At 71.3% G+C, this 22,885-nt stretch carries 22 protein-coding genes; 8 read left to right on the forward strand and 14 right to left on the reverse strand.

Going from position 1 to position 22,885, the window contains the following annotated elements:
- The first annotated feature begins 146 nt into the window (after positions 1-146).
- Together BG482_RS06385 and BG482_RS06390 are read left to right on the forward strand one after the other, a co-directional pair.
- Positions 147-1,391 (forward strand): NAD(P)/FAD-dependent oxidoreductase, encoded by a 1,245-nt coding sequence (locus tag BG482_RS06385; RefSeq protein ID WP_069767880.1) that lies wholly within the window; start codon positions 147-149, stop codon positions 1,389-1,391.
- A gap of 51 nt (positions 1,392-1,442) precedes the next feature.
- Positions 1,443-2,024, forward strand: a complete 582-nt coding sequence (locus BG482_RS06390) for a DUF488 family protein (protein WP_069767881.1) — start codon at positions 1,443-1,445, stop codon at positions 2,022-2,024.
- 14 nt (positions 2,025-2,038) lie between these two features.
- Here BG482_RS06390 and BG482_RS06395 read toward each other — a convergent pair whose 3' ends face one another.
- Positions 2,039-3,001, reverse strand: coding sequence for a sensor histidine kinase (locus BG482_RS06395; RefSeq protein WP_069767882.1), 963 nt, complete (start codon positions 2,999-3,001; stop codon positions 2,039-2,041).
- Positions 2,998-3,804 (reverse strand): MEDS domain-containing protein, encoded by an 807-nt coding sequence (locus BG482_RS06400; protein ID WP_069767883.1) that lies wholly within the window; start codon positions 3,802-3,804, stop codon positions 2,998-3,000. Before BG482_RS06400 ends, BG482_RS06395 begins: the two co-directional genes overlap by 4 nt.
- 246 nt (positions 3,805-4,050) lie before the next feature.
- On the opposite strand from BG482_RS06400, the gene BG482_RS06405 reads away from it, so the two are divergent.
- Positions 4,051-4,545 (forward strand): NUDIX hydrolase, encoded by a 495-nt coding sequence (locus BG482_RS06405; protein ID WP_069767884.1) that lies wholly within the window; start codon positions 4,051-4,053, stop codon positions 4,543-4,545.
- A 156-nt stretch (positions 4,546-4,701) separates the two neighbouring features.
- Complete coding sequence (locus BG482_RS06410) at positions 4,702-4,872, forward strand: hydrophobic protein (protein ID WP_069767885.1); 171 nt, start codon at positions 4,702-4,704, stop codon at positions 4,870-4,872.
- Between the two features lie 40 nt (positions 4,873-4,912).
- On the opposite strand, the gene BG482_RS06415 is transcribed toward BG482_RS06410, so the two are convergent.
- Both BG482_RS06415 and BG482_RS06420 read right to left on the reverse strand, forming a co-directional pair.
- Complete coding sequence (locus tag BG482_RS06415) at positions 4,913-5,527, reverse strand: dihydrofolate reductase family protein (protein WP_069767886.1); 615 nt, start codon at positions 5,525-5,527, stop codon at positions 4,913-4,915.
- A gap of 129 nt (positions 5,528-5,656) precedes the next feature.
- Positions 5,657-10,327 carry a CHAT domain-containing protein gene (locus tag BG482_RS06420; RefSeq protein ID WP_141746548.1) on the reverse strand — a complete coding sequence of 1,557 codons (4,671 nt, stop codon included), beginning with the start codon at positions 10,325-10,327 and terminating at the stop codon, positions 5,657-5,659.
- A 42-nt stretch (positions 10,328-10,369) separates the two neighbouring features.
- Here BG482_RS06420 and BG482_RS43790 point away from each other — a divergent pair, with 42 nt between their 5' ends.
- Positions 10,370-10,537, forward strand: coding sequence for a hypothetical protein (locus BG482_RS43790; protein WP_176741317.1), 168 nt, complete (start codon positions 10,370-10,372; stop codon positions 10,535-10,537).
- A 15-nt stretch (positions 10,538-10,552) separates the two neighbouring features.
- On the opposite strand, the gene BG482_RS06425 is transcribed toward BG482_RS43790, so the two are convergent.
- A complete protein-coding gene (locus BG482_RS06425; protein WP_069767888.1) occupies positions 10,553-11,650 on the reverse strand; it encodes a HAMP domain-containing sensor histidine kinase in 1,098 nt (365 codons plus the stop codon).
- Between the two features lie 10 nt (positions 11,651-11,660).
- Positions 11,661-12,419 carry a response regulator transcription factor gene (locus tag BG482_RS06430; protein ID WP_069767889.1) on the reverse strand — a complete coding sequence of 253 codons (759 nt, stop codon included), beginning with the start codon at positions 12,417-12,419 and terminating at the stop codon, positions 11,661-11,663.
- Positions 12,420-12,646: 227 nt separating this feature from the next.
- Between BG482_RS06430 and BG482_RS06435 the strand changes: the two genes are divergently transcribed.
- Both BG482_RS06435 and BG482_RS46075 read left to right on the forward strand, forming a co-directional pair.
- Positions 12,647-13,744 (forward strand): endonuclease/exonuclease/phosphatase family protein, encoded by a 1,098-nt coding sequence (locus BG482_RS06435; RefSeq protein ID WP_079141637.1) that lies wholly within the window; start codon positions 12,647-12,649, stop codon positions 13,742-13,744.
- 394 nt (positions 13,745-14,138) lie between these two features.
- The gene (locus BG482_RS46075; protein WP_069767890.1) at positions 14,139-16,136 is read left to right on the forward strand and encodes a DUF4157 domain-containing protein; all 1,998 of its coding nucleotides are present in this window, start codon (positions 14,139-14,141) and stop codon (positions 16,134-16,136) included.
- A gap of 67 nt (positions 16,137-16,203) precedes the next feature.
- On the opposite strand, the gene BG482_RS06445 is transcribed toward BG482_RS46075, so the two are convergent.
- Positions 16,204-17,082, reverse strand: a complete 879-nt coding sequence (locus BG482_RS06445; RefSeq protein ID WP_069767891.1) for a YihY/virulence factor BrkB family protein — start codon at positions 17,080-17,082, stop codon at positions 16,204-16,206.
- A gap of 144 nt (positions 17,083-17,226) precedes the next feature.
- A complete protein-coding gene (locus tag BG482_RS06450) occupies positions 17,227-17,646 on the reverse strand; it encodes an ATP-binding protein (RefSeq protein WP_256096284.1) in 420 nt (139 codons plus the stop codon).
- A 222-nt stretch (positions 17,647-17,868) separates the two neighbouring features.
- On the opposite strand from BG482_RS06450, the gene BG482_RS06455 reads away from it, so the two are divergent.
- On the forward strand, positions 17,869-18,234 hold the full coding sequence (locus tag BG482_RS06455; protein WP_069767893.1) for an STAS domain-containing protein: 366 nt from the start codon (positions 17,869-17,871) through the stop codon (positions 18,232-18,234).
- 219 nt (positions 18,235-18,453) lie between these two features.
- Here BG482_RS06455 and BG482_RS06460 read toward each other — a convergent pair whose 3' ends face one another.
- The 6 genes from BG482_RS06460 to BG482_RS06485 form a co-directional block, all read right to left on the reverse strand.
- Positions 18,454-18,957: an ATP-binding protein gene (locus BG482_RS06460; RefSeq protein ID WP_069767894.1), complete on the reverse strand. Its 504-nt coding sequence runs from the start codon at positions 18,955-18,957 to the stop codon at positions 18,454-18,456.
- A gap of 134 nt (positions 18,958-19,091) precedes the next feature.
- A complete protein-coding gene (locus BG482_RS06465; RefSeq protein ID WP_069767895.1) occupies positions 19,092-19,430 on the reverse strand; it encodes an STAS domain-containing protein in 339 nt (112 codons plus the stop codon).
- Positions 19,427-20,713, reverse strand: coding sequence for a PP2C family protein-serine/threonine phosphatase (locus BG482_RS06470; protein ID WP_069767896.1), 1,287 nt, complete (start codon positions 20,711-20,713; stop codon positions 19,427-19,429). Before BG482_RS06470 ends, BG482_RS06465 begins: the two co-directional genes overlap by 4 nt.
- Positions 20,713-21,516 (reverse strand): alpha/beta fold hydrolase, encoded by an 804-nt coding sequence (locus BG482_RS06475; RefSeq protein ID WP_069767897.1) that lies wholly within the window; start codon positions 21,514-21,516, stop codon positions 20,713-20,715. Before BG482_RS06475 ends, BG482_RS06470 begins: the two co-directional genes overlap by 1 nt.
- Before the next feature lie 137 nt (positions 21,517-21,653).
- The gene (locus tag BG482_RS06480; RefSeq protein WP_069767898.1) at positions 21,654-21,824 is read right to left on the reverse strand and encodes a hydrophobic protein; all 171 of its coding nucleotides are present in this window, start codon (positions 21,822-21,824) and stop codon (positions 21,654-21,656) included.
- 146 nt (positions 21,825-21,970) lie between these two features.
- Complete coding sequence (locus BG482_RS06485) at positions 21,971-22,816, reverse strand: RNA polymerase sigma factor SigF (RefSeq protein ID WP_069767899.1); 846 nt, start codon at positions 22,814-22,816, stop codon at positions 21,971-21,973.
- Between the last annotated feature and the right edge of the window lie 69 nt (positions 22,817-22,885).

The raw sequence follows: 22,885 nt of genomic DNA on the forward strand, positions 1-22,885 counted from the left end.
CCGGGACCAACCGTCAGCGGACCGGGACCGTCCCGAGTCGGTGTCGTGGTGCATCCGCGCGCGGGGCCTGCGCCGAAGAGAGGTCGACGGTGCTTCGACGTGCGGCGGCCCACACCCCGTGCAGCACGGCGACGGAAGGAGACGAAGTGACCGCAGGCGGGCGTTCCCCCGACGTGGTGGTGATCGGAGCGGGCGTCGCCGGCCTCGCCTGTGCGCAGGACCTCCTCGCGGCCGGCGTCGCGGTACAGGTCCTGGAGGCCTCGGACGGGGTCGGCGGCCGGATGCGCTCCGATCTCGTGGACGGCTTCGTGATCGACCGCGGCTTCCAGGTCTTCAACACGTCCTATCCGCAGGTCCGACGACGTCTGGCGCTGTCAGACCTGTCCCTGCGCCCGTTCACCCCGGGCGTGCTCATCCACACCGGGACCGGCAGGCGCCGCCTGACCGACCCCGTGTCTCATCCGTCCACGCTCGTCGACCTCCTGTCGGGGCGGGTCGCGGGACCGCGCGATCTGACGGCCCTCGGCGCCCTCGCCGCCTCGGACGCGCTGCTCCCGCCGCGCCGGCTCAAGCGGCGCTCCGATCGCAGCACGAGGGCGGCGCTCGCCCGGGCCGGGTTCACCGACGCCTTCGTCGAGCGCTTCTTCCGTCCCTTCCTGTCCGGGGTGTTCCTGGAGGACCGGCTGGAGACGTCCGCCCGGGTCTTCCACCTGGTGTGGCGCAGCATGCTGCGCGGGACCCTGTGTCTGCCCGCGGACGGCATCGGAGCCGTCCCGCGGGCGTTGGCGGCGGCGCTGCCGGAGGGGGTCGTGAGACTGGACACTCCGGTGGAGAGGCTGACCGACGAGGGTGTCGAGACCGCCGCTCGTGCAACCGTCCCGGCGCGCGCCGTGGTGGTCGCCACCGGCCCCGGAGCGGCCGTGACGTTGATGCCGGACGTGACCATGCCCGCCTACCGTGTGGTCACGACGTACTACCACGCCCCGGCCGAGGCTCCGCTGCGCGAGCCCACGCTGCTGGTCGACACCCGGCGTCGCTTCCTCAACACCTGTGTGCTGAGCGAGGTCGCCGCCTCCTGTGCGCCGCCCGGCCGGGCACTCGTCGCCACCTCGGTTCTGGGCGCCGACGCCGAGGGCCGGGAGCGCGCTCTGCGTGAGGCGCTGAGCGAGGTCTACGCGACCGACGCCGCCCGTTGGCCCGTGCTGGCCGTCCGCACGGTTCCCGAGGCGCTGCCGGCGATGGCGGCACCTCAGGAGCTCACGCGCACGACCCGGGTGGCCCCGGGCCGGTACGTGTGCGGGGACCACCGGGCCACGGGCTCGGTCCAGGGCGCGATGGCCTCGGGCACCCGCGCCGCCCGGGAGGTGCTGCGCGACCTGCGCCGCCGGTGAGCACGGGATGCCGGCGATGCCTTCCGGCCGGTCATCTGTTGCACTCGGTGTATGGACGTGGACCGGACCGGACCTCCCGGGGAGCTGCGGGCGCCCCCGCTCGAACTGGTCACCTTCGGCCACAGCACCGCGGAGCGGGAAACGCTGGCGAGGCTGCTGCGGGAAGCCCGCATTGCCGCCGTGGTGGACGTCAGGACCGCTCCCGGTAGTCGCCGTAGCCCGAATCTTTCACGGCAGCGTCTGGCCGAGTGGCTGCCGGAGGAGGACATCGCCTACCGGTGGGAGAAGCGCCTCGGCGGCTTCCGGAAGCCGCCGCCGGACTCACCCGACACGGTCTGGCGCAACGCGTCGTTCCGCGGCTATGCCGCTCACACCCGCAGCCCGGATTTCGTCGCCGCCATGGACGAGGTCATCCGTCAGGCGGCCGGCCTGCGGACCGCGGTGATGTGCAGTGAGGCGGTGTGGTGGCGATGCCACCGACGTCTCATCGCCGACTTCGCCGTGGTGGCGCGCGGACTGCTCGTCCACCACCTGATGCACGACGGGCGCCTGACGCCGCACACGCCGACGCCGGGCGTGCGTCTGCGCGGTGACGGCCTCCTCGTGTACGACGACGCCTCGGCACCGCGGTGATCGCGCGCGTCGGCTCAGTGGGGGACGTCGACGTGGAGGCGGATGGTGGTGCCCTCGTGGCGGGTGGAGCGGATCTCCACGAGGTCGCAGAGCTGCTGGGCGAGCCACAGACCGCGGCCGCCGATCTGGTCGACGGTGGGGCGGGTGCGGCCGGCCATCACGTCCGGGATGTAGCCGGCGTCGCGGAACTCGCACAGGAACGTCGAGTCCTGGGTCCAGGTGCGGAGGGTCCCCCGGCCCCCGCCGTGCCGGATGCTGTTCGTGGCGATCTCCGTGACGGCGACGGCGAGCTTCCTCTGCTGATCCTCCGTGACGCCTGCTTCCGATGCGCACCCCGAGACCTTGGCACGGACCGCGGCCAGGTCACCGTGGGTGAAACTCAGCTCCTGGAAGGGATCGCACGGAGGGTTGAGGACGTCGAAGGGGTACTCCTCGGCGGTGAGGTACCCCTCGTTGCGCACGAAGTGGCCGTCCTGGCGGACGAACGGGTGGCAGCGGGACAGGGACTGCAGGGCGCTGCGGTCGTCGTCCGCGTCGTCGTAGGGGCACAGCATCGACCAGGCGGAGCTGCGGGCGAAGGCCCGGTTCAACAGCCATTCGTGATACCGCAGCTCAGAGAGGTGCGCAGCGCTGCGGGCCTCGCGCCAGGCCGTCTCCCCGATGCCGCGTACCGGCCTGTCCCCCTCGCCTCGCTCCTTCATCCAGTCCACCCAGGCGCCGACCAGCCGGCCCGGGTTGGGCCCGAGCGTCGTGATGTCGACGAAGGTGACGGCGGACTCGTCGCCGAGTTCGTGGCGCAGGAGCGACGCCTTGTCCGAGGGGACGGCGACGACCACGGCCTCGCCGCCCGCCAGCGCCTCGTGGATGTACCCCAGGGTCCCGGACAGGAACTGCCCGACCCCGCGATAGGGGTAGAACTCGTGGCGGAACGGAGGCTGGGCCGCTTCGGACGGATGCGCGGGCGGGATCGTGGTCATGCTGCCATCACCACCGGCAGGCCGGCGGCCGCGTATCCCGCGAGCTCCCAGCACAGGCGCACGGTGTCGTTGGCGCCCTCCACGACGATGCGGCGGTCCGGAAGATGGCGGGCGGCGTCGACGAGTGCGTGCATGCCTGCGGCGTCGATCATCTCCAGGGTGTCGAAGCGCAGATTCACCTTGGGCGAGAAGCGCATCGCCGCGCGCAGCGCGGTGTTGAACGCGTCCGCGCCCTCTGAGTCGATCACTCCGTCCACGCTCCAGACGTCGGCACCCGTGCTGTACATCCGAAAGGCCGGACGCTCAGCGCGTATGCCCATCTCGTGCGGGTGCACACCTGCCACATGTTCCAGCGTAGGCCTGTCCCACTGCGAAGGCCGGAAGGCGCACACCACGATGGCATTGCTCTCCGAGGCGAACTCGTCGAGCTTCAGCTCCTGGGCCACCAGTTCCTCGGCCCCGCCGGGCGCTGCGGCAGGCGCCCGCTCGGTCAGCACACGCACCGAGCGGTAGCCCTCCAGGGCCGCTGTACGCGCTTCCCGGCGCACCGCGGCCAGGAAGGAGTCGGGGTCCGCGTCGCGCGGGGGATCCAGGATCACCGAGGCGGAGGGCACAGCGTCACGGGGAAGGCCGAGGACGGCGCTGGCGGAGCCGACCACCACGATCTTGTCGCCGTACAGAGCGCCGTCAGCCACGTAGGCGAGCACATCGGCAGGGGACGTGTCGGCCGAGTCCTGGTGCCAGCAGATGTGGTCACCGAGTTCGACGTCGTCGAACGTGGCAAGCGTCCGCGCCGCTCTCACCTGGTCCCCTTTCCGACCTTCCCACCCGTCCGGGATACAGAGGGTACCGGGCCGGGCGGCTGGGCGTTGAGCCGAACGGAGATCCACCGGGGCCCCCGACATCCGCCTGCCCGAGCGGGGGTCGCCTACGCCTGCACATGATCCGTACCGGGGCGGGCGGCCTTGAAGGGGGAACCCGCGCCCCCGGACTCCGCCGAAGCACCGGACAGGACGTCCGGGCCCGGGCGGCTCCGTTAGCGTGTCCGGATGCCCTCCGTGAACCTGCGCCACGCGGCGCGCGCGATCATCCTCGATGCGGACGACTGCGTCCTTCTCTGCCGGTTCTCGATTCCCGATCCGGCGGGAACGGTGGTCTGGGCAGCTCCCGGCGGCGGGATCGAGCCGGACGAGACGCCGCTCGCCGCACTGCGCCGCGAACTACGGGAAGAGGTGGGTCTCGCGCTGACGACTCGTCCGCCGCACGTGTGGCGCCAGGAGGTCGTGGCGCCCCTGCACGCCCCGGGCTACGACGGCGTCGTCAATGACTACTTCCTCGTGCGCACCGCCAGGTTCGACGCCCGTGGAACGTTCTCCGACGCCGAACTCGCCGCGGAGAACATCACCGCGCTGAAGTGGTGGCGCCCTCAGGAGATCGCCGCTTACGACGGGCCCGACCTGTTCGCCCCCCGCGGCCTTGCGACTCTGCTGCCGGCGTTGATCGCCTCCGGTGCGCCCGCCGAGCCGCTGCCGCTCGGGCTGTGAGCGACCGGAGCGTGCCAGGGCGCGGGCACGAACCGGTGGGGTGAACAGCGGTGACGGAACCGGGTCCGGTTCCCGCAGAAACGGTGAAGAAACCAGGTGATTCGACCGTGTGTTCCTGGATTTGCCGGGCACCAGGACCGCTGGAGGTCGATAACTATGGTTCCCCTGCTTCTCGTTCTGCTTCTGGCCCTGATCCTGTTCGGCGCGGGCTTCGCGCTCAAGGCACTGTGGTGGATCGCCGTCGTCGTGCTGGTCGTCTGGCTGCTCGGCTTCGTCATGCGCAGCGCGGACACCGGCGGCCGCCGGGGCCGCTGGTATCGCTGGTAGCCCCGCGCACAACCGCCGTCCTGTGGGCGCGGCCTCGTCGTCAGAGAACGTCGTAGGTCAGATGCGTCGCGGTCGATGTCGTGGTCACGCTGCGCTGGACCAGCGTGCGCGGCGCGTTGCCGGTGAACAACGGCGTTCCGGCGCCCAGCACGACCGGCGCGAGGTGCAGGGACAAGATGTCGACCAGCCCGGCGGCGAGCGCCGAGCCGATCGTGGCGCCGCCGCCCATGAGGACGACGTCCAGGTCCTTGCCGCTGCCCGACGACGCCGTCTCCGCGCGTCGCCGGGCCGCGGCGACGGCGTCGGACAGCCCGGTGGTGACGAACGTCCAGTCGAGTTCGGTGAGCCGCACCGAGCTCGGCGGCGAGCTCGTCACGACGACGAACGCGGGCTTGCCGACCTCGCGGGCTCCGTAGCCGACCTCGTCGTCCCAGCCGCCCGGTCCGCCGACCACGTCGAAGAGCCGTCGGCCGAGGAGGACGGCACCCGAGCGGGCGGCCCCCTCGCGAAGGATCCGGCGGTCTCCGGGGTCGTCGGAGAAGGCCCAGGAATGCAGAGCCTCGCCCCCGACGCCCAGGCCGTTGTCCGGGCCGGGCTCGGGGCCGGTGACGAAGCCGTCCAGGGAAACCGAGATGTCGGCGATGATTCGCGTCATGCCAGGGCAGACCGGATCGACCGCCGAGACTCATCGCTCGCGCCGGAAGCACCCGGCCCCGGCCGCCTTCGCGCGCCGCTGACCGCGGTGCCTCGGCGGCCGGCCCGCCTTTGCGGCAGGGACGTCGGGTCAGGCGCCGGCGTGCACGTGGGCGGCCCACAGCAGGGGGGCTCTAGTGCGGTCGGAAGGGGCCGGCAGTCCGTGGCCGTCGCGCACCTTACGGACCGCCGCGTGCAGCGCCCGGGCGGAATCGGCGCAGTCCCCTCCCATGACGCCGTCCCGCAGTCCGGCGTAGAAGAGATCGGCGACGGTCACCGCGGTCCGGTCGTCGATCTCCCACAGGGTCCCGATGACATGCGGAATGCCGGCGAGCTGGAAGGCGGACGTCAGATGGATGGCTTCGTCCCGCAGTGCGGGCGTGTCGACGACCGCGGTGCGGCACGCGGACAGATAGGCCAGCCTGGTCCGGTCGAGCGCGACCGGCGCGAGCCCGGCCACGGTGAGCGGATCGTCCGCGTGGTCATGGAGCAGCAGCAGGCTCTTGGAGGGATCGACGGGGTCGCTGGCGCCGTGACAGGCGAAGTGCGCGATCGTGCACTCCGGCAGGTGGGCCAGCACGCTGGCCTTCGTCGGCACGCCCGCCGACGGGCCGGCCACTACGGCGTCGGCCGCTACCGGGTCGGCCGCTAGGGGGTCGGGCGGTGCCGAGTCGGCCGGTGCGGCAGGGGGCCCGGGCTCCCGCAGCAGCACGGGACCGGGCAGGCGGGCCCGCAGCATCGCGACTTCGGCGTCGACGAAGCCCAGCCGACCGCCGCCGGGCAGCCCGGGGGTGGTCGGCATCGCCACGATCAGGCTCCGCGGAGCCGCGAGCGGCCGGGCCGCGGGAGACGACGCCCGTTGGCGGGCGTATCCCAGCGCCCGCACGGTGGGCGTGTAGGACGAGACGGCCCGGTCCATCACCGTGCGCGGGCGGGCTCCCCCGGCCGGGGCCGTGTGGTGGCCCGCGGCGTGGACGGGCAACTGACCCAGCAGACCACCCGGCGCCCACCACACCCGCGGCAGCTTCTCCTCGCCGGACTCCCCGGACTCGCCGGACTCGCCGTGCTCGACCGCGAGGTGGCCGTCCCGCTCCAGCGCTTCCATCACGGGACCGACGGCCTCGTCCCACAGCCACTGGAGCACCTGGCCGAGGGTTGTCCGCGCTTCCTGCCGAACGCGCAGGTCCGATCCGGACACCGCGACGCGCCGCGCCTGCCGGAAGCGGTCGATCTGCTCGGTGACCCGGGCCGGGACGAGTCCGGGCAGCCGCTGGGCGGTGACGCCCCCTGGGGTGAGCAGCAGCGCGTCGCTGCGGTGGTCGCTGATGTTGAACACCACCACCGGGCCCTGGTCCGCCTGGGCGAGGAGGTCCTCGGTGGCGGGCGGCAGCACGAAGGAGGCGAAGCCGTCCAGGGCGCGGATCTCGTCCAGGACACCGGTGAACTCGTCCACCGTCAGGCGCCGGTCGCGCGCCTGCTGCTCCTGCCGCAATGCCTGACCTGCGGCCTCGGCTGCACCTGCGTCTGCTTCGCCGTCCGTCATGCCCGTCGGCACGTCGAGACGCTCTCGCAGTTCCACGAACCGTCGCGCAAGGTCCGGCCGGTGCTCACGCAGGGCGGTCAGATCGCCGCGGGTCTCCAGGGCCTGGCCGAGCAGGACCGCCCGGCCGGCCTCCAGGAGCCTCAGGGCCTGCTCCGCGCGTCCGGCATCGCTGCCGACCGGGGAGGCCAGGGCCAACGCGGCGGCTTCGGCGGCCAAACCGGCGAAGCCACCGATCGCGTACTGCTGGTCGCCGCGTTCGAGACGGCGCGGAGCCGTCTGGGGCAGGAGCAGCACCGCAGCCTCCGCCGCCTGCGCCGCGCGTTCGCCGTCACCGGACTCCGCCAGCAGACGAGCCGCGCCGCGTGCCGCCCAGATCCGCAGTGAGGCCGTCGCCGAGGCTGCCTCCGATGCCTCCAGCCAACAGGAGACGGCCTCGCCGAGGTCCGCCGCGGCTCCGCTCAGCCTGCGCCTGCTCTCCAGCGCGTTTCCGAGGTTGAACAGCCAGATCGCGCGGGTGGGGTGGTCGGCGGGAGCGATGGCCACCGCCGAACGGAAATGGTCGATGCCGGTGTCCAGGTCCGCCGGGACACCGGTCCGCCTGAAGCGTCCCAGCAGGGCGCTGCCGAGGTTGGACAGCCGTGTCGCCCGGCTGGGGTGGTCCACCGGGGTCGCGGCCACGTCGGTGGGCGCGCCGGTCTGCTGGGCCGCCCTCAGAAGCACGCCGCCGAGACTCGACAGCCACATCGCCCTGTCTGGGTGGTCGGTGGGAGTGGCGGCCACGGCCTCCCGGAAGTGCATGACGGCGGCGTCCAGGTCCGCCACGACGCCCGTCCGCTCGAACCGCCTGTGAAGCGTGCCGCCGAGGGCGGCCAGCCGCATCGCGCGGGCGGGGTGGTCGGCGGGGGTGGCGGCCAACGCTTCCCGCTCCACCGCGACGGCGATGCCCAGATCCGCCAGCCGGCCGGTCCGCTCGAACCTTCTCGCCAGCGCGTTCCCCAGGTTGACCAGCAGCAGGGCACGGTCGGGGTGGTCCTGGGGGGTGGCGGCCACCGCCTCCCGCAAGTGGTCGACGGCCGCGTCCACGTCGGCCGACGCACCGGTCCTCTCGAACCTGAGGCGCAGCGCGCCCGCCAGGGCCGACAGCCTGCCGGCGCGGTCGGGGTGATCGTGAGGGGTGACCTCGACCGCCTCACGCGCCGCCGCGACGGCCGTGTCGAGGTCGGCCGCCTCACCGGTCCGCTCGAACCTCCTGTGCAGCGCGCCCCCGAGGGCGGACAGCATGCCGGCGCGGTGCGGATGGTCGGCGGGGGCGGCGGCCAGCGCCTCCCGGAAATCGCCGACGGCGAGGTCCAGATCCGTCGGCACGCCGGTCCGCTCGAACCTCCTGCGCAACGCGTTTCCCAGGTTGACCAGCCACATCCCGCGGTGGGGATGGTCGACGGGGGTGACCGTCACGGCCTCCTGTCCCGCCGCGATGGCCGCGTCGAGGTCCGTCAGGGCTCCGGTCCGGTCGAATCTCGTCGCCAGTGCGGTGGCGAGAGCGGACAGGAACCCGGGGCGGTCGGGGTGGTCCGCGGGGGCGGCGGTGACCGCCGCGCGGTGCACCGCGACGGCCTCGTCCAGGTCGGTCGGCGTACCGGTCCGCCCGTACCTCGTGAGGAGTGCGCTGCCGAGGCCGGACTGCCGTGCCGGGCGGTCGGCGTGGTCGTCGGGGGTGGTGGCCAGTGCTTGCCGGAGGTGCCCGACGGCCAGGTCCAGGTCCGCCTCCTCACCGGTCCGGTCGAACCTCGTGTGCAGCGCATCGCCCAGATTCGACAACCGCATCGCGCGCTCCGGATGATCGGAGGCGGTGGCGGCCACCGCCTCACGACCCACCGCGACAGCCCTGTCCAGGTCCGCCGCCGCGCCCCTCCGCTCGTACCTCGTCACCAGTGCGCTGCCCAGGTTCGACAGCCATGTCGCACGGTCGGGGTGGCCGGGCAGCGGTGCGGCCACCGCTTCCCGGAAGTGCCCGACGGCCAGGTCCAGGTCCGCCTCCTCTCCCGTCCGGTCGAACCTCCGGTGCAGCGCATTGCCCAGATTCGACAACCGCATCGCGCGCTCCGGATGATCGGAAGCGGTGGCGGCCACCGCCTCACGACCCACCGCGACAGCCCTGTCCAGGTCCGCTGTCACACCGGTCCGGGCATACCTCCTCAACAGGGCGTTCCCCAGGTTCGACAGCCGCATCGCGCGGTACGGGTGGTCGGCGGGAGTGGCGTCCACCGCCGTACGCCCCACCACGACGGCCTCGTCCACGTCCGCCGTCACACCGGTCCGCTCGAACCGCAGTCCCAGGGAACTCCCGAGGTGGGAGAGCATCGTGGCCCGGTCGGGGTCGTCGGCCGCGGCGACGGCCACAGCCTTCCGCCCCACCGCGACGGCCATGTCGATGTCCGCTGTCACACCGGTCCGCTCGAACCGCAGCCGCAGCAGGTGGCCGAGGGAGGAGAGCGTCCGCGCGCGGTCGGGGTCGTCGGCGGAGACGAGGGCCGCCGCTTCCTGCCCCGCCGCGACGGCCGCGTCCAGATCCTCCGGTGCGTCGGTGCGCACGAACCTCTTTCCCAGGGCGCTCCCGAGCATGGACAGCGCACCCGCACGGCCCGGGTGACCGACCGGGATGGCGGCGACCGCTTCCCGGAATCGGCCGATGGCTGTGTCCATGTCCGTCAGCGCGCCGAGGCGCTCGAACCTCACCTGCAGCACGAGCCCGAGAACGGACAGGAAGGCGGCCCGGTCCGGGTGATCGGGTACGGCGGCCAGGATGCGTTCCCAGAGAGCCGCCGTGGCGGAGAGCAGGTCCGGGTCGTGGGAGACCTGCAGGCGCTGGAACATGTCGAACGCTTGCGGCACAACCCCGTTGGCGATGAGCGGCACCAGCAGTTCCGGCAGCCCGGGCATGTCGACGACGTAACACGGGGCGAACGCCTCGGCGGCCGCGCCCAGTTCCGCGTCGCCTCTGTCGACCGGCAGCGCCTGGTAGCGGTACCAGTGGAACCAGCCGAGGAGGAACCCGGCTTCCGCGTCGCCCGCACCACGACTCGACGCCAACCGCCGCGCCTCGCGCAGCGCTTCGGGTTCCAGCACGGCTGACAGGTCACGGCCGCGGGCGATCCGCGCGAGCCGTGCTCCCAGCGCAGCCAGTCGTTCGTCGCGCACTCGTGCCCCCCGATTGTTCACGCGCAGCGATCGTAGTGGCACATTCCGTGATACGGCGGCCAGTTGGACGGACTCGTCCTTCCCGGCGCCCTGAATCTCGCTGTTGCCGCCGCCGACACCTGCGCCACTCTGCTGGAGGCCGCCGTCCGCCTCCACGCCCGCGATCCGCCCTACCGGCTCGGCCCGGGCTCCGAGCCCCTCGCCACGAATCCGGCGATGCCCTCGTCGTAAGGGCGTGGTGATGCACTAGCCATCGGCGGGTTGAGCTGCCGTCGGCAGTTCCACGGTGATGCGGAGCCCGCCGGCAGGACGCGCGGTGAGGGTGAGAGTTCCGTCGTGTGCGTGGGTGATGGTCTTCACGATGGCCAGGCCGAGGCCGACGCCCGCATGGTCGGCGTGTATGCGCTCCGTGCCGCGCTGGAACGGTTCGGTGAGTGTCGAGGCCGCCTCTGGAGTGAGCTTCTCGCCGGTGTTCTCGACGCAGAGCATGACGGTCTCGGCGCGAACGCCGGTACTGACCCACACGGTGCCCTGCTCAGGGAGATTGTGGACGATCGCGTTGTGCACCAGGTTCGTGGTCAGCTGCAGCAGAAGCGCCCGGGATCCGATCGTGGGGGTGATGTCGCCGCCGGTCTCGAGGGTGACGCCACGCTGCTCCGCGAGGGGCACGAGCGTTTCGACGGCCTCGTCCGCGAGGAGGGACAGGTCCACGGGTTCTCGGGTGAACGACCTCTGTCCGGCGCGGCTGAGCAGGAGCAGTGCTTCGGTGAGGTTGATCGCTCGCGTGTTGACGGCGTGGAGCCGCTCGATGACTTCGCCGGCGTCGTGGTCCGGATCGGTGCGGGCCACGTCGAGAAGCGCCTTCGAGATCGCCAGCGGGGTGCGCAGCTCGTGGGAGGCGTTGGCTGCGAACCTCTGCTGCTCGGCGACGTGCGCTTCGAGCCGGGCGAGCATCCTGTCGAAGGCGTCGGCGAGTTCGCGGAACTCGTCCTTGCCTCCCGGCAGTCGGATCCGGTGGGAGAGCGATCCGGTCGAGGCCAGGCGGGCGGCCTCGGTGATGCGGGTCATGGGGGCGAGCATCCGCCCGGCGAGGATCCACCCTCCGACGAGGCCGAAGGCCAACAGGAGCGCGAACACCGCGGCTGCCCTCGGAGCGAAGACGCGCAGGAGGTTGGACCGAACGGGAAAGACGCCGGGGTCGGGGGTGTCCATCGAGCCGGTCATCATCAGCGCGCGGTCGGGGACGTAGCGCAGCAGGAACACCCACACCGCCGCGAGCAGCAGGACGCCTGCGAGCATGAGGAATCCGGCGTAGCTGAGGGTGAGCTTGGCGCGGACACTCATTCCGGACGCTCTATCCACGTTCGCCTCCCTCGTCGCCCCTGTCTCCCTCGTCGTCCTCGTCGCCCCTGTCTCCCTCGTCGCCCACGGGGACCTCGTGTCGGGTCTCCGGTCGGACGTCCATGCGGTATCCGACGCCTGCCACGGTGGCGATGATCCAGGGCTCGCCGAGCCGTTTGCGCAGGGCCGAGACGGTGATGCGGACGGCGTTGGTGAACGGGTCGGCGTTCGCGTCCCACGCCCGTTCCAGGAGTTCTTCGGCTCCGACGACACCGCCTTCGGCGCCGACGAGGACGTCGAGCACGGCGAACTGCTTCCTGGTCAGCGCCACATAACGGCCGTCCCGGTAGACCTCGCGGCGGAACGGGTCCAGCCGGAGACCCGCGATCTCCCGCACCGGCGGCCGGTTGTGGGCACGTCTGCGGTCGAGCGCTCTGAGCCTGAGCGCGAGCTCTCGCAGTTCGAAGGGTTTCGTGAGGTAGTCGTCGGCGCCGAGTTCGAATCCGGTGGCCTTGTCGTCGAGACGGTCGGCTGCGGTGAGCATGAGGATCGGCATGCCGCTGCCGGAGGCGACGATGCGTCGGGCGATCTCGTCGCCGGAGGGCCCGGGAATGTCCCGGTCCAGGACGGCGATGTCATAGGCGTTGGTGCTCAGCAGTCCGAGGGCTGTGTCCCCGTCACCTGCGATGTCGGCCGCGATCGCTTCCAGCCGGAGGCCGTCGCGGACGGCTTCGGCCAGATACGGTTCGTCCTCGACGAGCAACACGCGCATGCCGTCGATGCTACGAGCCGGTGCATATCGTCGGCGTATCGAAAACCGCATACGCGCCGACAACACCGCGCCGCCTTCACTGGCCGCATGACGCGAACCCCACCAGCCCTGACAGGCGCCACCGGAGCGACCACTCGCTCCCCGGCGGGCCCCGGTCACAGCCTTCGGCGCCGCCCCCGCCCGGAACCCGAGGATGCGACCGTGACCGTCGGTGACCGAGGACAGCGATGACTCGGGTGGACGCGGCGGAGACCGGGCAGAGCGGCACCGGACCGGGGAGTGCCGACTCCGGTTCCCGGTGGGCGGACATCGGCAGGCGGGCGAACCTCCGCCGGCTGATCCGCATCGCCTCCCGGCCCGGGCCCTGGAAGCGCGGCCCGGTGCCCGCGGCGCTGGCGCTGCTGCTGGGCATGTTCCTGTTGCTGCACGCGGAGATCCCGAACCGGATCGGGCACCTCGGCAGTCTGGCGGAGACTGTCCTGCCGTGGTTCGGCCTGTTCGTACCGGTGCTGCTGGCCGCCGCGCTGTGGCGTCGCTCCGCCTCGGCGGTGGCCGCGCTGCTGCTGCCGGTCGTGGTGTGGCTGAACCTCTTCGGCGGGCTGCTCGGTGACAGGGCCCACGCTGGCGGCGACCTGACCGTGGTCAGCCACAACGTCGGCGCCGACAACCCCGACCCGGCCGGCACCGCCCGCCACCTCTCGGCTTCGGGCGCCGACCTGCTGGCCCTGGAGGAGATCACCCCGCAGGCGAAGCCGGTGTACGAGAAGGGGCTGGCGAAGGCGTACCCGTACCACTCGGTGCTGGGCACGGTCGGGCTGTGGAGCAAACTGCCGCTGTCGGACACCGAGCCCGTCGACATCGCGATGGACTACGGACCACTGGCAGCCACCAAGCCGGCCGGCGTCAAGGCGACGTACGCCCGGTCGCTGCGTGCCACGGTGGCCACGCACCGGGGTCCGCTGGCGGTGTACGTCGCCCACCTGGGATCCGTGCGGGTGAATCCCCGGGCCGGCTTCTGGACGGACTCGCGGGATCGAGGCGCACAGGCGCTCGCCAAGGCGGTCGCCGCCGAGCGGAACGAGCGGCTGGTGCTGCTCGGCGACCTGAACGGCGCCACGGACGACCGCGCGTTCGCCGGCATCATGTCGCGGTTGCGCTCCACCCAGGTCGCGGCCGGGAGCGGCTTCGGCTTCACCTGGCCCGCGAAGTTCCCGGTGGTGCGGATCGACCAGATCCTGGTCCGGGGTGTGAGGCCGGAGAGCTCGTGGTCGCTGTCGGCCACGGCCAGCGACCACCTCCCGGTCGCTGCCCGAATCAGTTGGTGACCACCGCAGACGAGCGGTGCGCTCTCCGGGTTCGATGGTGGCCGGGGTTCGTGTGGCGGCCCGGCATCGGTGGTGACCGGGATCCCTGGTCACCGACATCGGTGGTGACCAGGATCGGTTGTGGTGGGGGCGCGTGGTGGCCGGGTCCGTGGCCGCTGAGACCCGGGGCGCAGCCGTCGTCGCGGGAACGGAACTGCCGACGGGTGCGGAAGCGGCCTCGCCGCTCGGCCGTGCGCAGGAATCCGACACCGGAGCACGTCTCGCCCGGGTCGGCTTCGGGCAGACGCGGGCAGGTGACCGGGACATCTCCTGCCCTCAGGTCTGCCCTCGCGTACCTTGCCGCTCCGCCGCCGGTCCGTGAATGCTGGTGGGCCCGCCTGTGAGGAGAGTGCTGGTGCGTGCGCAGGAGAAGCCGACCGACAGGAGCGGTGACGGTGGGAACCGTCCCCGCCCGCTCACGGCGAGGCCGGCCACCCCGGCGGCCGCCCTGCTCGCCCTGCAGCGCACGGCGGGCAACGCGGCGGTCTCGCGCGCGGTCGAGGAGCAGCGCCACGAGCATGACGCGCACTGCGGTCACGGCCCGGCCGTCCAGCGCTCGGCGGTGCACCAGGTTCTGCGCTCTCCGGGGCGGCCGCTCGATCCCGCACTGCGCTCCGAGATGGAGGGCCGGTTCGGCGGCGACGACTTCAGCGCGGTACGGGTGCACACCGACGCGGTGGCCCAGCGGTCCGCCGCGGACATCGGCGCGAAGGCCTACACCTCCGGCAGCCACGTGGTCTGGGACGGACAGGACAAGCACACCCTGGCGCACGAGTTGGACCACGTCCGCCAGCAGAGCAGGGGGTCGGTTCCCGGTACCGACAACGGGTCGGGGCTGCGCGTGTCCGACCCGTCCGACTGGGCCGAGCGGCAGGCGGAGGACACGGCCCGGCGGGTGATGAGCGGTGCGGCTCCCGTCCAGCGTGCCGTGGAAGCCCCGGCAGCCCCGAACGACTCGGCCGCACCTGTCGGGCACACGGTGCAGCGCAAGGGGCCCGACGAGCTGAAGGGGCAGATCACCAGACCGGAACCGCAGGTCCGTACGCTCGCCTCCTTCATGCGGAAGAAGTCCGAGCAGGGGAATCCGGTGACGTCACCGGTGGCACAGGCCGTCGCGGCGTACGACAGTTCCCCGGTCCGGGACCCGGGGACGTGCATGGCCCAGCTGAACGCCATCCTGATCGACGCACTGGACAGGAAGGCGGACGGCCCGAGGCAGGCGGACGTCGACTACCTGGACGAGGTGGTCGGGGTGGTCCGCAACGAGCTGGCCCTCGTGGCCGCCCAGCACGACCGCGACCTGCAACTCCCGGCGGAGGCGCAGCTCCCGTACAAGGACATGACCGACCAGGGCACGCTCTGGAAGGACGCGATGTTCGCGCAGGGCACGGTCAACTTCGGCATGTCCGGCTCCAGTTACATCCGGGAGATGTCCGAGCTGAACCGGCACGACCTGAAGAAGGAGATCGGCGGCCGCGGCGAGGACGCGTGGGTGGCCGACGTGCGGGGCAAGCTGGAGAACCAGCTCCGTGCGAGCGTGGTCGCCCACTACACCGCCAAGGCTCGGGCCGAGGCCATGCTGGAGTCCGACAAGAGCCTCAAGTCGAAGACGGCGCTCGACCGGGAGAACCCCAGCGACCGGCACAACACGATGAACGTGGACGAACTGGTGCTGGCCAACCACGGGTTCGTCTTCTTCTACATCGAGCACCCGGGCAAGTCGGGCCGCAAGTCGCGCTTCGGCGTCGGCAAGGAGGGCGAGGGCGACGGCCAGGCCCGCATCGAGCTCGGCATCAATGAGTCCGGCCTGCTCAGCCAGGGCTGGATCATGCTCAGCGACTTCATCCAGCGCGACTACCCGCAGCTCATGGCGCATCCGGACCGGCCCGAGGAGACGGTGCACGGGAAGTCGGGTTCGGCAGGCCTGGTGAACGTGCGTGAGTTCCAGCGCGGGCTGCCCACGGACGACGAGTTGATGGAATCGCTCATGGCCTTCGGCGACGTCAAGGACACCGAGCAGCGCCAGGCGCACGCGTTGGCACGGCAGAACGCGTACGGGGACGGGCGCAGCCAGATGGTCTACGGCCCGGACAAGAACCTCAAGCGACCCGAGCTGCTCCACAAGAACATCCTCGCCGGCTCCGACATCATCCCCGGCCTGGTCGAGCGGGCCGTGGTCGAGATCATGCGGTTCGAGGAGTCCAACCCCCGGCTGGCGAACCGGCTCAAGGCCATGAACGGCGCCGACCTGATGGACTACCTGTTCCGGGACCTGCTGCGCCCCCAGGCGATGATCCCGAACACCGTGGACCTGTCCAAGGCCGACATCACCTTCACGGACGGCGCCGCCTGACGCCCGCGGCGGGAGCCACCGGTGAGGTCGGTGGACCGAGGCGCCGGCGGGGAGTACACGGCACCGCTCACACGCTCACCGTCGCCGTCTCGGCCGAACGCTCGTCGACGGGCTTGGACAGCTCCGCGTTGAACTGAGCGCCGATCAGGAGGGACAGGTTGGACAGCCACAGCCAGACCAGGAAGACCACCACTCCTGCCAGTGAGCCGTACAGGCGGTCATAGGTGCTGACGTGGGCGGTGTAGAGGGCGAACCCGAGCGAGACCGTCAGCAGCAGCCCCACGGCCAAGGTCCCACCGGGTGCCATCCTCCCGACGGGGCGGGAGCACGCCGGTCCTGACCGGTACAGGACGAGCACCAGGGCGACGGCGACGGCGGCCACGACCGGCCATCGCAGGGTGTCCCACGTGGCCTGCGGCGCGGTCCCCAGGTCCAGGACGTGGCCCAGACGCCGGGCCAGGCCGCCGCTGAGCAGCAGCGCGAGCGTGGAGATGAGCAGCAGCGAACTCAGGACCAGGGCCGTGAGAACGATGCGCGGGGCCGTGCGCCAGACCGGCCGGTCCGCACTGGTCCGGTGCATGGCGTACAACGCCCGGCGGAAGACGCTCAGATAGCTGCATCCCGACCAGAGGGCTCCCGTCCCCCCGACGAAGATCAGCGTCCATGCCGTCGACGACTGTTCGGACATCTGCCGCAGGGTGCTGCGCAGCAGCGCGCGCGACTCGGCCGGGGCGGCCTGCGCCATGCGGTCGATGACCTCGGGCTTGGCCGTGGGCACGGTCAGCCCCAGGATCGAGAGGATGACCAGCAGCAGGGGAAAGAGGGCCAGGACCGCGTAGTAGGTCAGCGCAGCCGCCCAGTCCGTGACGTCGTCGTTCCAGATGGTCACCGGCGTCCGGCGCAGCGCCGCCCACCATCGAACCGTGCGACCGTCTGCAGCATCCATGACGGGGATGCTCTCACCCTCCGCTGCCAACCCGTCCCCCAGCCCTGCGATGCGACACCGTCCGGTGTGTGTGTCCCGCATACCCCGCCACGTCCTCGGTAGCCGGACGATCCTTCACCCGAGGCCGCGGCCGACGCTCTCGGCTCAGCGGCGGGCGGCTGCGCCGTTGTGCGGGTCGGTGAGGGCGATGCGTGCCGTGATGCGCTTGCCGACCGGCTCCTGCTCGGTGAACAGGTTCTCGGTGAGGGCCTTGACGATCTCCAGGCCGTGTTGGCCGATCCTCTCGGGATCGGCGGCCCGGGCAGCGGGCACGGTGGGGTCGCTGTCCCATATGACGACGTCCACGGCGTGGGCGGTGACGCGCAGCTCCATCAGGACGGGGCCGGGGGCGTACTTGCGGGCGTTCGTGACCAGCTCGCTGACCACCAGCTGGGTCAGGCCCAGGGCGCGCTCGGAGACCGGCAGGCGGTGGTCGGAACGGGCCCGGTCGAGAAAGGCGAGGGCGTGCTGACGGGCCTCGGCGATGCAGCCGTCGTCCCCCTCCAGCGCGTAGCCCGCCCGCATCACGTGCTCATCCGGTCCCGTACATCCGACACCGTCGCCATGAGATCCCACGTATCTCGCCCCCACTCCCCCGTTGACGTGCGCAGGTACCCGTCTCGGCGTCCCGCATGCCACCAGAGGCGCCGTCCGGCACGGCCCGTCTTGGTGCATGCCGCCGCACCGGTGGGGCAGAATCGTCCGAGCACGCCCTGAGCGGGCAAGCCTAGGCGCAGCCGAGGAGACGTGAACGACATCCCCAGGGAAGACCGGCCCAATCATCTTTCCGTCCAGCCCGCAGTGGTCGACGGCGTCCTCGTCGTGAGCGTGGAGGGCGAGATCGACCACGACGTCAAGGACGTCCTCAGCCAGGCGTTGCTGTCCGACGACGGCGCGCCGCCCCCGCGCATCGTGGCGGACCTCAGCGGCGTGACCTTCATGGACTCCAGCGGCATCAACGTGTTCGTCACCGCCCACCGGCGCGTGAGCGGCGCTCAGGGGTGGCTGCGCATCGCCGGCGCCCAGGAGTCCGTCGTACGTCTGCTGCAGCTGGTGGGCGTCGACGAGATCATCCCCTGCCATCCCACCGTGGAGGAGGCCATGAACGCCTGAGGGCGGGACGCCTGACGTCGGGTCGGCCGGTGCAGGTGCAGCAGCCGGCCTCCATGACGGCGACCGGCTTGCCCTGGGCGGACTCCTTGCGCAGATCGTCGCGGCAGGTGGGGGCGTTGCGCAGCATCAGGGTGCCTGCGATGGACGTCGCCGCGTTGCGTACGACGCTATCGTCCGGGATCCGGCGGCGTCAGAGTCGAGGGTGCGACTTCGCGGTGTTCAGCCCGGGAAGAGGGCGGGAAACGCAGGTCCGCCGAAAGCGGTGCCGTTCTGGTTCCGGGCCAGGGAGAGATGGGCGGTGACCAGCTTTCCCGTGGCGCGAAGGGCGACGACGACTTTGTCGCTGACGGTGTGCACCAAATGCATTCCATGACCGCCGATGCGACGCGGGTCGGCCTTCTTCGGCGCCGGCTTCTCGGTGGAACTGTCCCAGACGGTGATCGTCAATTCGTCGTCGGTGAGCTCCAGGGTCATTCCGCAGGGGCCCGGGGCGTGCAGGATGGCGTTGGTCACCATTTCGCTCGTGGCGAGCTCGGCGTCGACGGCGAAGGTGTTCGGCACCACCGCGCAGCCTATGCGCCGGGCGTGGCCGAGGAAGGCCCGCAGGGCTTGGCGGGCGTCCGCGGCGCGAGCCGCGCCGTCTCCCCAGATCGCGCCGTAGCGCAGCGGGGCGCCGTCCTCATCCTCTTCGTCTGCCGTCTGCTTCCTCAGCGGGGTGACCATAGGGGCTCTTTCGTCGCGTTCACGGCTTTTCGGTGCTTGGTCTGCTCTCCTCCTCCGTTTACCCGGGCGCCGACCGCCCACACCGTGGACGTTCCCGACGCCGCTGCGGCTGCCCGAGGACCGGTCCCGCGCGGTCAGGGCCGGGTGGCCGCGTCGCTGTCGGGGTGGAGGGAGAAGATCTGGTCGAGGCCGACGACGTGCAGGACGCGCAGGGTGTCGGCGGGGACCGCTGCGAGCGCGACGTCGGCCCCTGCGGCCTGCGCGAGGTTGCGGGCCGCGATCAGGGCGCTGATGCCGCTGGAGTCGCAGAACTCCATGCCGGCCAGGTCCAGGACGAGGCGCTGACCTGGCCGGAGGAAAATGCTGGGGAGCAGGTCGGCCAGCTCGGTGGCATGCGGATAGGCGAGTTCGCCGATGATCTCCAGAACGGGACCTGTCAGGGCGTCTCGGGTGGTGATCTGCAGCGGGCTCATTCGCGGGTTTCGGTCCTGGGGTCGGGCGCGGGAACGCCGAGGGCGAGCAGGGCGGTGTCGTCGTCCAGTCCGTCGCCGAAGTCGTCCAGCAGGCCGGTGAGGGCCTCGATGACGGCGTGCGGGGACTGTCCGGCGTGGCGGGCGGTGAAGTCGCGCAAGGCCTCGTCCCCGTACAGGTTGCCGCGGTCCTCGCCGGTACGGGCCTCGGTGAGGCCGTCGGTGTAGAGCAGCAGGGTGTCGCCCGGCGCGAGGACGGTGTCGGCGGTGGCGAAGCGCGCGTCGGGCAGGGCGCCGACGAGGAAGCCGCCCGGGGTGGGCAGGAAGTCGGCGGTTCCGTCGGCGCGCAGGACGAGGCCCGGGGGGTGGCCGCCCGAGGCGAGCCGGACGGTGGCTCGCCCGTTCGTCACGTCGGGTTCGACGATGCCGAATATGGCGGTGCAGTAGCGCGGGTCGCCGCCGGTGTATCGCTCGTGAAGCACCCTGTTGAGGGTGGCGAGGGCGGAGACGGGGTCGGAATCGTGCATTGCGGCGGTCCGCAGGGTGTAGCGGGTCAGTGAGGTGACCGCGGCGGCCTGGGGGCCCTTGCCGCACACGTCGCCGAGGAAGAAGGCGAAGCGTTCCCCGTCGACGGGGAAGAGGTCGTAGAAGTCGCCGCCCAGCCGGTCGGGAGACGCGGCGCGGTAGTGGACGGCCGTCTCCACTCCGGGCACCGACGGCAGCGAATCGGGCAGCAGAGACTGCTGGAGCACGGCCAGGGCGTCCTGGAGCCGGGTGCGGTCGGCCTCGGCCTGTCTGCGCGCTTCCTCGGCCTCCTTCCTGGCCCGCAGGAGTTCGGCTTCGTAGGCGCGGCGGTCCCGGGCGTCGAACAGGGTGGTGCGGATCAGCAGCGGCTCACCGTTGCCGCCCTGCTTGATCGCGGAGGAGACCAGCACCGGCATGCGTCCGCCGTCGGCCCGTCTGATCTCCAGGGCGATGCCGCCGATCTCGCCCTGCATGCGCAGCAGGGGGGCGAAGTGCGTCTCGTGGTACAGCTTGCCGCCCACGCTCAGCAGGTCGGTGAACCGCATCCGGCCCACCACGGCGTTCCGTTCCAGGCGGAGCCAGCCCAGCAGGGTGTTGTTGATCTTTGCGATGGTGCCGTCCATCAGCGTGGACAGATACCCGCACGGCGCGCTCTCGTACAGTTCCTCGGCACTGTCCTCCAGGAGTGCGGCGAACGCCGCGGCGGCGGTCTGCTCGTCGCCCGTGCCCTGCTGATCGGACTGCTGCCCGGTCCGGCACATCAGGCCTGACTCGCCAGGAAGGCGGTGATCGCCTCGTTGGTGGCCTCCGGCGCGGACAGGTGCGGGCAGTGCCCGGTCGCGTCGAGCGTGACCAGCGTCGAACCGGGAATCGCCTGGTGGACGAACGCGCCCACCTCGCGGGGGGCGATGACGTCCTGGGCGCATTCCAGTACCAGCGTCGGCACCTGGACGGTCTTCAGCTCGTCCCGGCTGTCGGAGAGGAACGTGGTCCGGGCGAAGACGCGCGCCATGTCGGGGTCGGTGGCGCAGAAGCTGTTGGTCAGCTCGTCGCCGAGTTCGGGCCGGTCCGCGTTGCCCATGATCACCGGCGCCATCACCGCCGACCAGCCGAGATAGTTGGACTCCAGGGACGCCAGCAGCTCGTCGATGTCCTCGGCGCTGAACCCGCCGCGGTAACCCTCGTCGTCGATGTAGCGCGGGGACGGAGCGACCATCACCAGCGCCCCGATGCGCTGCGGCGCGAGGTCGGCGGCCAGCACCCCGATCATCGCGCTCACCGAGTGCCCCACGAACACCGCGTCGTGCAGGTCCAGTGCTTCGCACACCTCCACCACGTCACGGGCGTAGCCGTCGAGGGAGGCATAGCGGTCCTCCGAGAAGGCCGACGGATCGGAGCGGCCGGACCCCACGTAGTCGAACATCACGACGCGATAGTCGCTGCTCAGGGCCGGTACGGTAAGCCGCCACATGTTCTGATCACAGCCGAACCCGTGCGCCAGCACCACCGTCCGCCCGTGCGGGTTGCCGGTGACGGTGACGTTGTTCCTGCGATCGATGTCCATGTGCCCCACCCTCTCAGATGCAGCTCGCCGCACCCGCCCAGCCGCGGATCAGCACCCGCCGCACCCGTCTTCTTCACACGCTGCGCATACAGAGGCCGCCGGGCCGCGGTACGCGTGCGCGCGCGTGCGAAGTCCAGTCACCATCGATACCAGCGGCCACGGCCACCGCCGGTTGTGGTGGAACGCATGACGAAGCCGAGCAGCCACAGCACCAGGACGGCCAGGGCCACCCACCACAGAATCTTGACGGCGAAACCGACGCCGAAAAGAATGACGGCGAGAAGCAGCACGAGAAGCAGGGGAACCATACTTATCGACCTCCTTTCCTTTCGCCTTCCCGGCCTTTTCTCCAATATTCACGGCCCGCACCCGCCGATGTCTCCGCCCGGTAAGGACCGAATCGCGATTTCGACCGACCGCCACAACGGGCTGACATCACCGTCGGGCGGTCCTCTCAGTTCTGGGTGAGCAGGCCTTCCCGCAGCCGGGCGAGCGTGCGCGACAGCAGCCGCGACACATGCATCTGCGAGACGCCCAGGCGTTCGCCGATCTGGGCCTGGGTGAGTTCCTCCACGAACCGCATGTGAATGATCTGCCGGTCCCTGTCGTCGAGTTCGCCCAGCAGGGGGGCCAGGGCGTGGAAGTCCTCCACCAGCTCCAGGGCGCCGTCCTCGGCGCCGATGAAGTCCTGAAGCGCCGACTCGCCCTCCTCGCTGCCGCTGATCGTGGCGTCCAGGGAAGAGGAGTTGTAGCCGTTGGCGGCCAGGCGGGCCTCACGCACCTCTTCCTCGGGAAGGCTCATCAGCTCCGACAGCTCCTTGACCGTCGGGGTACGTCCGAGCCGGCTGCGCAGCTCCTCCGTGGCGCGCGCGAGATGGACGCGGGCTTCCTGCAAGCGGCGGGGAACGTGCACGGCCCAGGTGGTGTCCCGGAAGAAGCGCTTGATCTCACCCACGATGTAGGGGATCGCGAAGGAGGTGAACTCCGCCTCCCGGGACAGGTCGAACCGGTCGATGGCCTTGATGAGGCCGATCATGCCGACCTGGACGATGTCCTCCATCTCCTCCGGTCCGCGGCCGCGGAACCGGCCGGCCGCGAAGCGGACCAGGGACATGTTCATCTCGATCAGCGTGTTCCGCGCGTAGCTGTGTTCCGGAGTGCCTTCCTCCAGCACCGCCAACTGGTCGAAGAACAGCCTCGACAGCGCACGCGCGTCCTTGGGAGCCACCCGAGAGGGATCGGCGATCTCCGGCAACTCGTGCACCTGCGTGTCCGTTGCCGTCGTGCTCATGAGCGTCATGACGTACCCCTCCCACCGTCGAAGCCCGATTGCGGGTGCCGGACGCCTGTGACCGGCACAGCGGCGCGA

Origin of the sequence: Streptomyces sp. LUP30, assembly GCF_001746365.1 — a bacterium.
Classification (GTDB): domain Bacteria; phylum Actinomycetota; class Actinomycetes; order Streptomycetales; family Streptomycetaceae; genus Streptomyces.

Excerpts from the sequence above, each read along its gene's own strand:
- BG482_RS06450 (WP_256096284.1), bottom strand. The coding sequence starts at position 17,646 with ATGCGGGCGGGCTACGCGCTGGAGGGGGACGACGGCTGCATCGCCGAG.
- BG482_RS06460 (WP_069767894.1), bottom strand. The coding sequence starts at position 18,957 with ATGGTCACCCCGCTGAGGAAGCAGACGGCAGACGAAGAGGATGAGGAC.
- BG482_RS06415 (WP_069767886.1), bottom strand. The coding sequence starts at position 5,527 with ATGACGCGAATCATCGCCGACATCTCGGTTTCCCTGGACGGCTTCGTC.
- BG482_RS06480 (WP_069767898.1), bottom strand. The coding sequence starts at position 21,824 with ATGGTTCCCCTGCTTCTCGTGCTGCTTCTCGCCGTCATTCTTTTCGGC.
- BG482_RS06425 (WP_069767888.1), bottom strand. The coding sequence starts at position 11,650 with ATGAGTGTCCGCGCCAAGCTCACCCTCAGCTACGCCGGATTCCTCATG.
- BG482_RS06465 (WP_069767895.1), bottom strand. The coding sequence starts at position 19,430 with ATGAGCCCGCTGCAGATCACCACCCGAGACGCCCTGACAGGTCCCGTT.
- BG482_RS06435 (WP_079141637.1), top strand. The coding sequence starts at position 12,647 with ATGACTCGGGTGGACGCGGCGGAGACCGGGCAGAGCGGCACCGGACCG.
- BG482_RS06390 (WP_069767881.1), top strand. The coding sequence starts at position 1,443 with ATGGACGTGGACCGGACCGGACCTCCCGGGGAGCTGCGGGCGCCCCCG.
- BG482_RS06430 (WP_069767889.1), bottom strand. The coding sequence starts at position 12,419 with ATGCGCGTGTTGCTCGTCGAGGACGAACCGTATCTGGCCGAAGCCGTC.
- BG482_RS06485 (WP_069767899.1), bottom strand. The coding sequence starts at position 22,816 with ATGACGCTCATGAGCACGACGGCAACGGACACGCAGGTGCACGAGTTG.
- BG482_RS06395 (WP_069767882.1), bottom strand. The coding sequence starts at position 3,001 with ATGACCACGATCCCGCCCGCGCATCCGTCCGAAGCGGCCCAGCCTCCG.
- BG482_RS06475 (WP_069767897.1), bottom strand. The coding sequence starts at position 21,516 with ATGGACATCGATCGCAGGAACAACGTCACCGTCACCGGCAACCCGCAC.
- BG482_RS06410 (WP_069767885.1), top strand. The coding sequence starts at position 4,702 with ATGGTTCCCCTGCTTCTCGTTCTGCTTCTGGCCCTGATCCTGTTCGGC.
- BG482_RS06445 (WP_069767891.1), bottom strand. The coding sequence starts at position 17,082 with ATGGATGCTGCAGACGGTCGCACGGTTCGATGGTGGGCGGCGCTGCGC.
- BG482_RS06405 (WP_069767884.1), top strand. The coding sequence starts at position 4,051 with ATGCCCTCCGTGAACCTGCGCCACGCGGCGCGCGCGATCATCCTCGAT.
- BG482_RS06470 (WP_069767896.1), bottom strand. The coding sequence starts at position 20,713 with ATGTGCCGGACCGGGCAGCAGTCCGATCAGCAGGGCACGGGCGACGAG.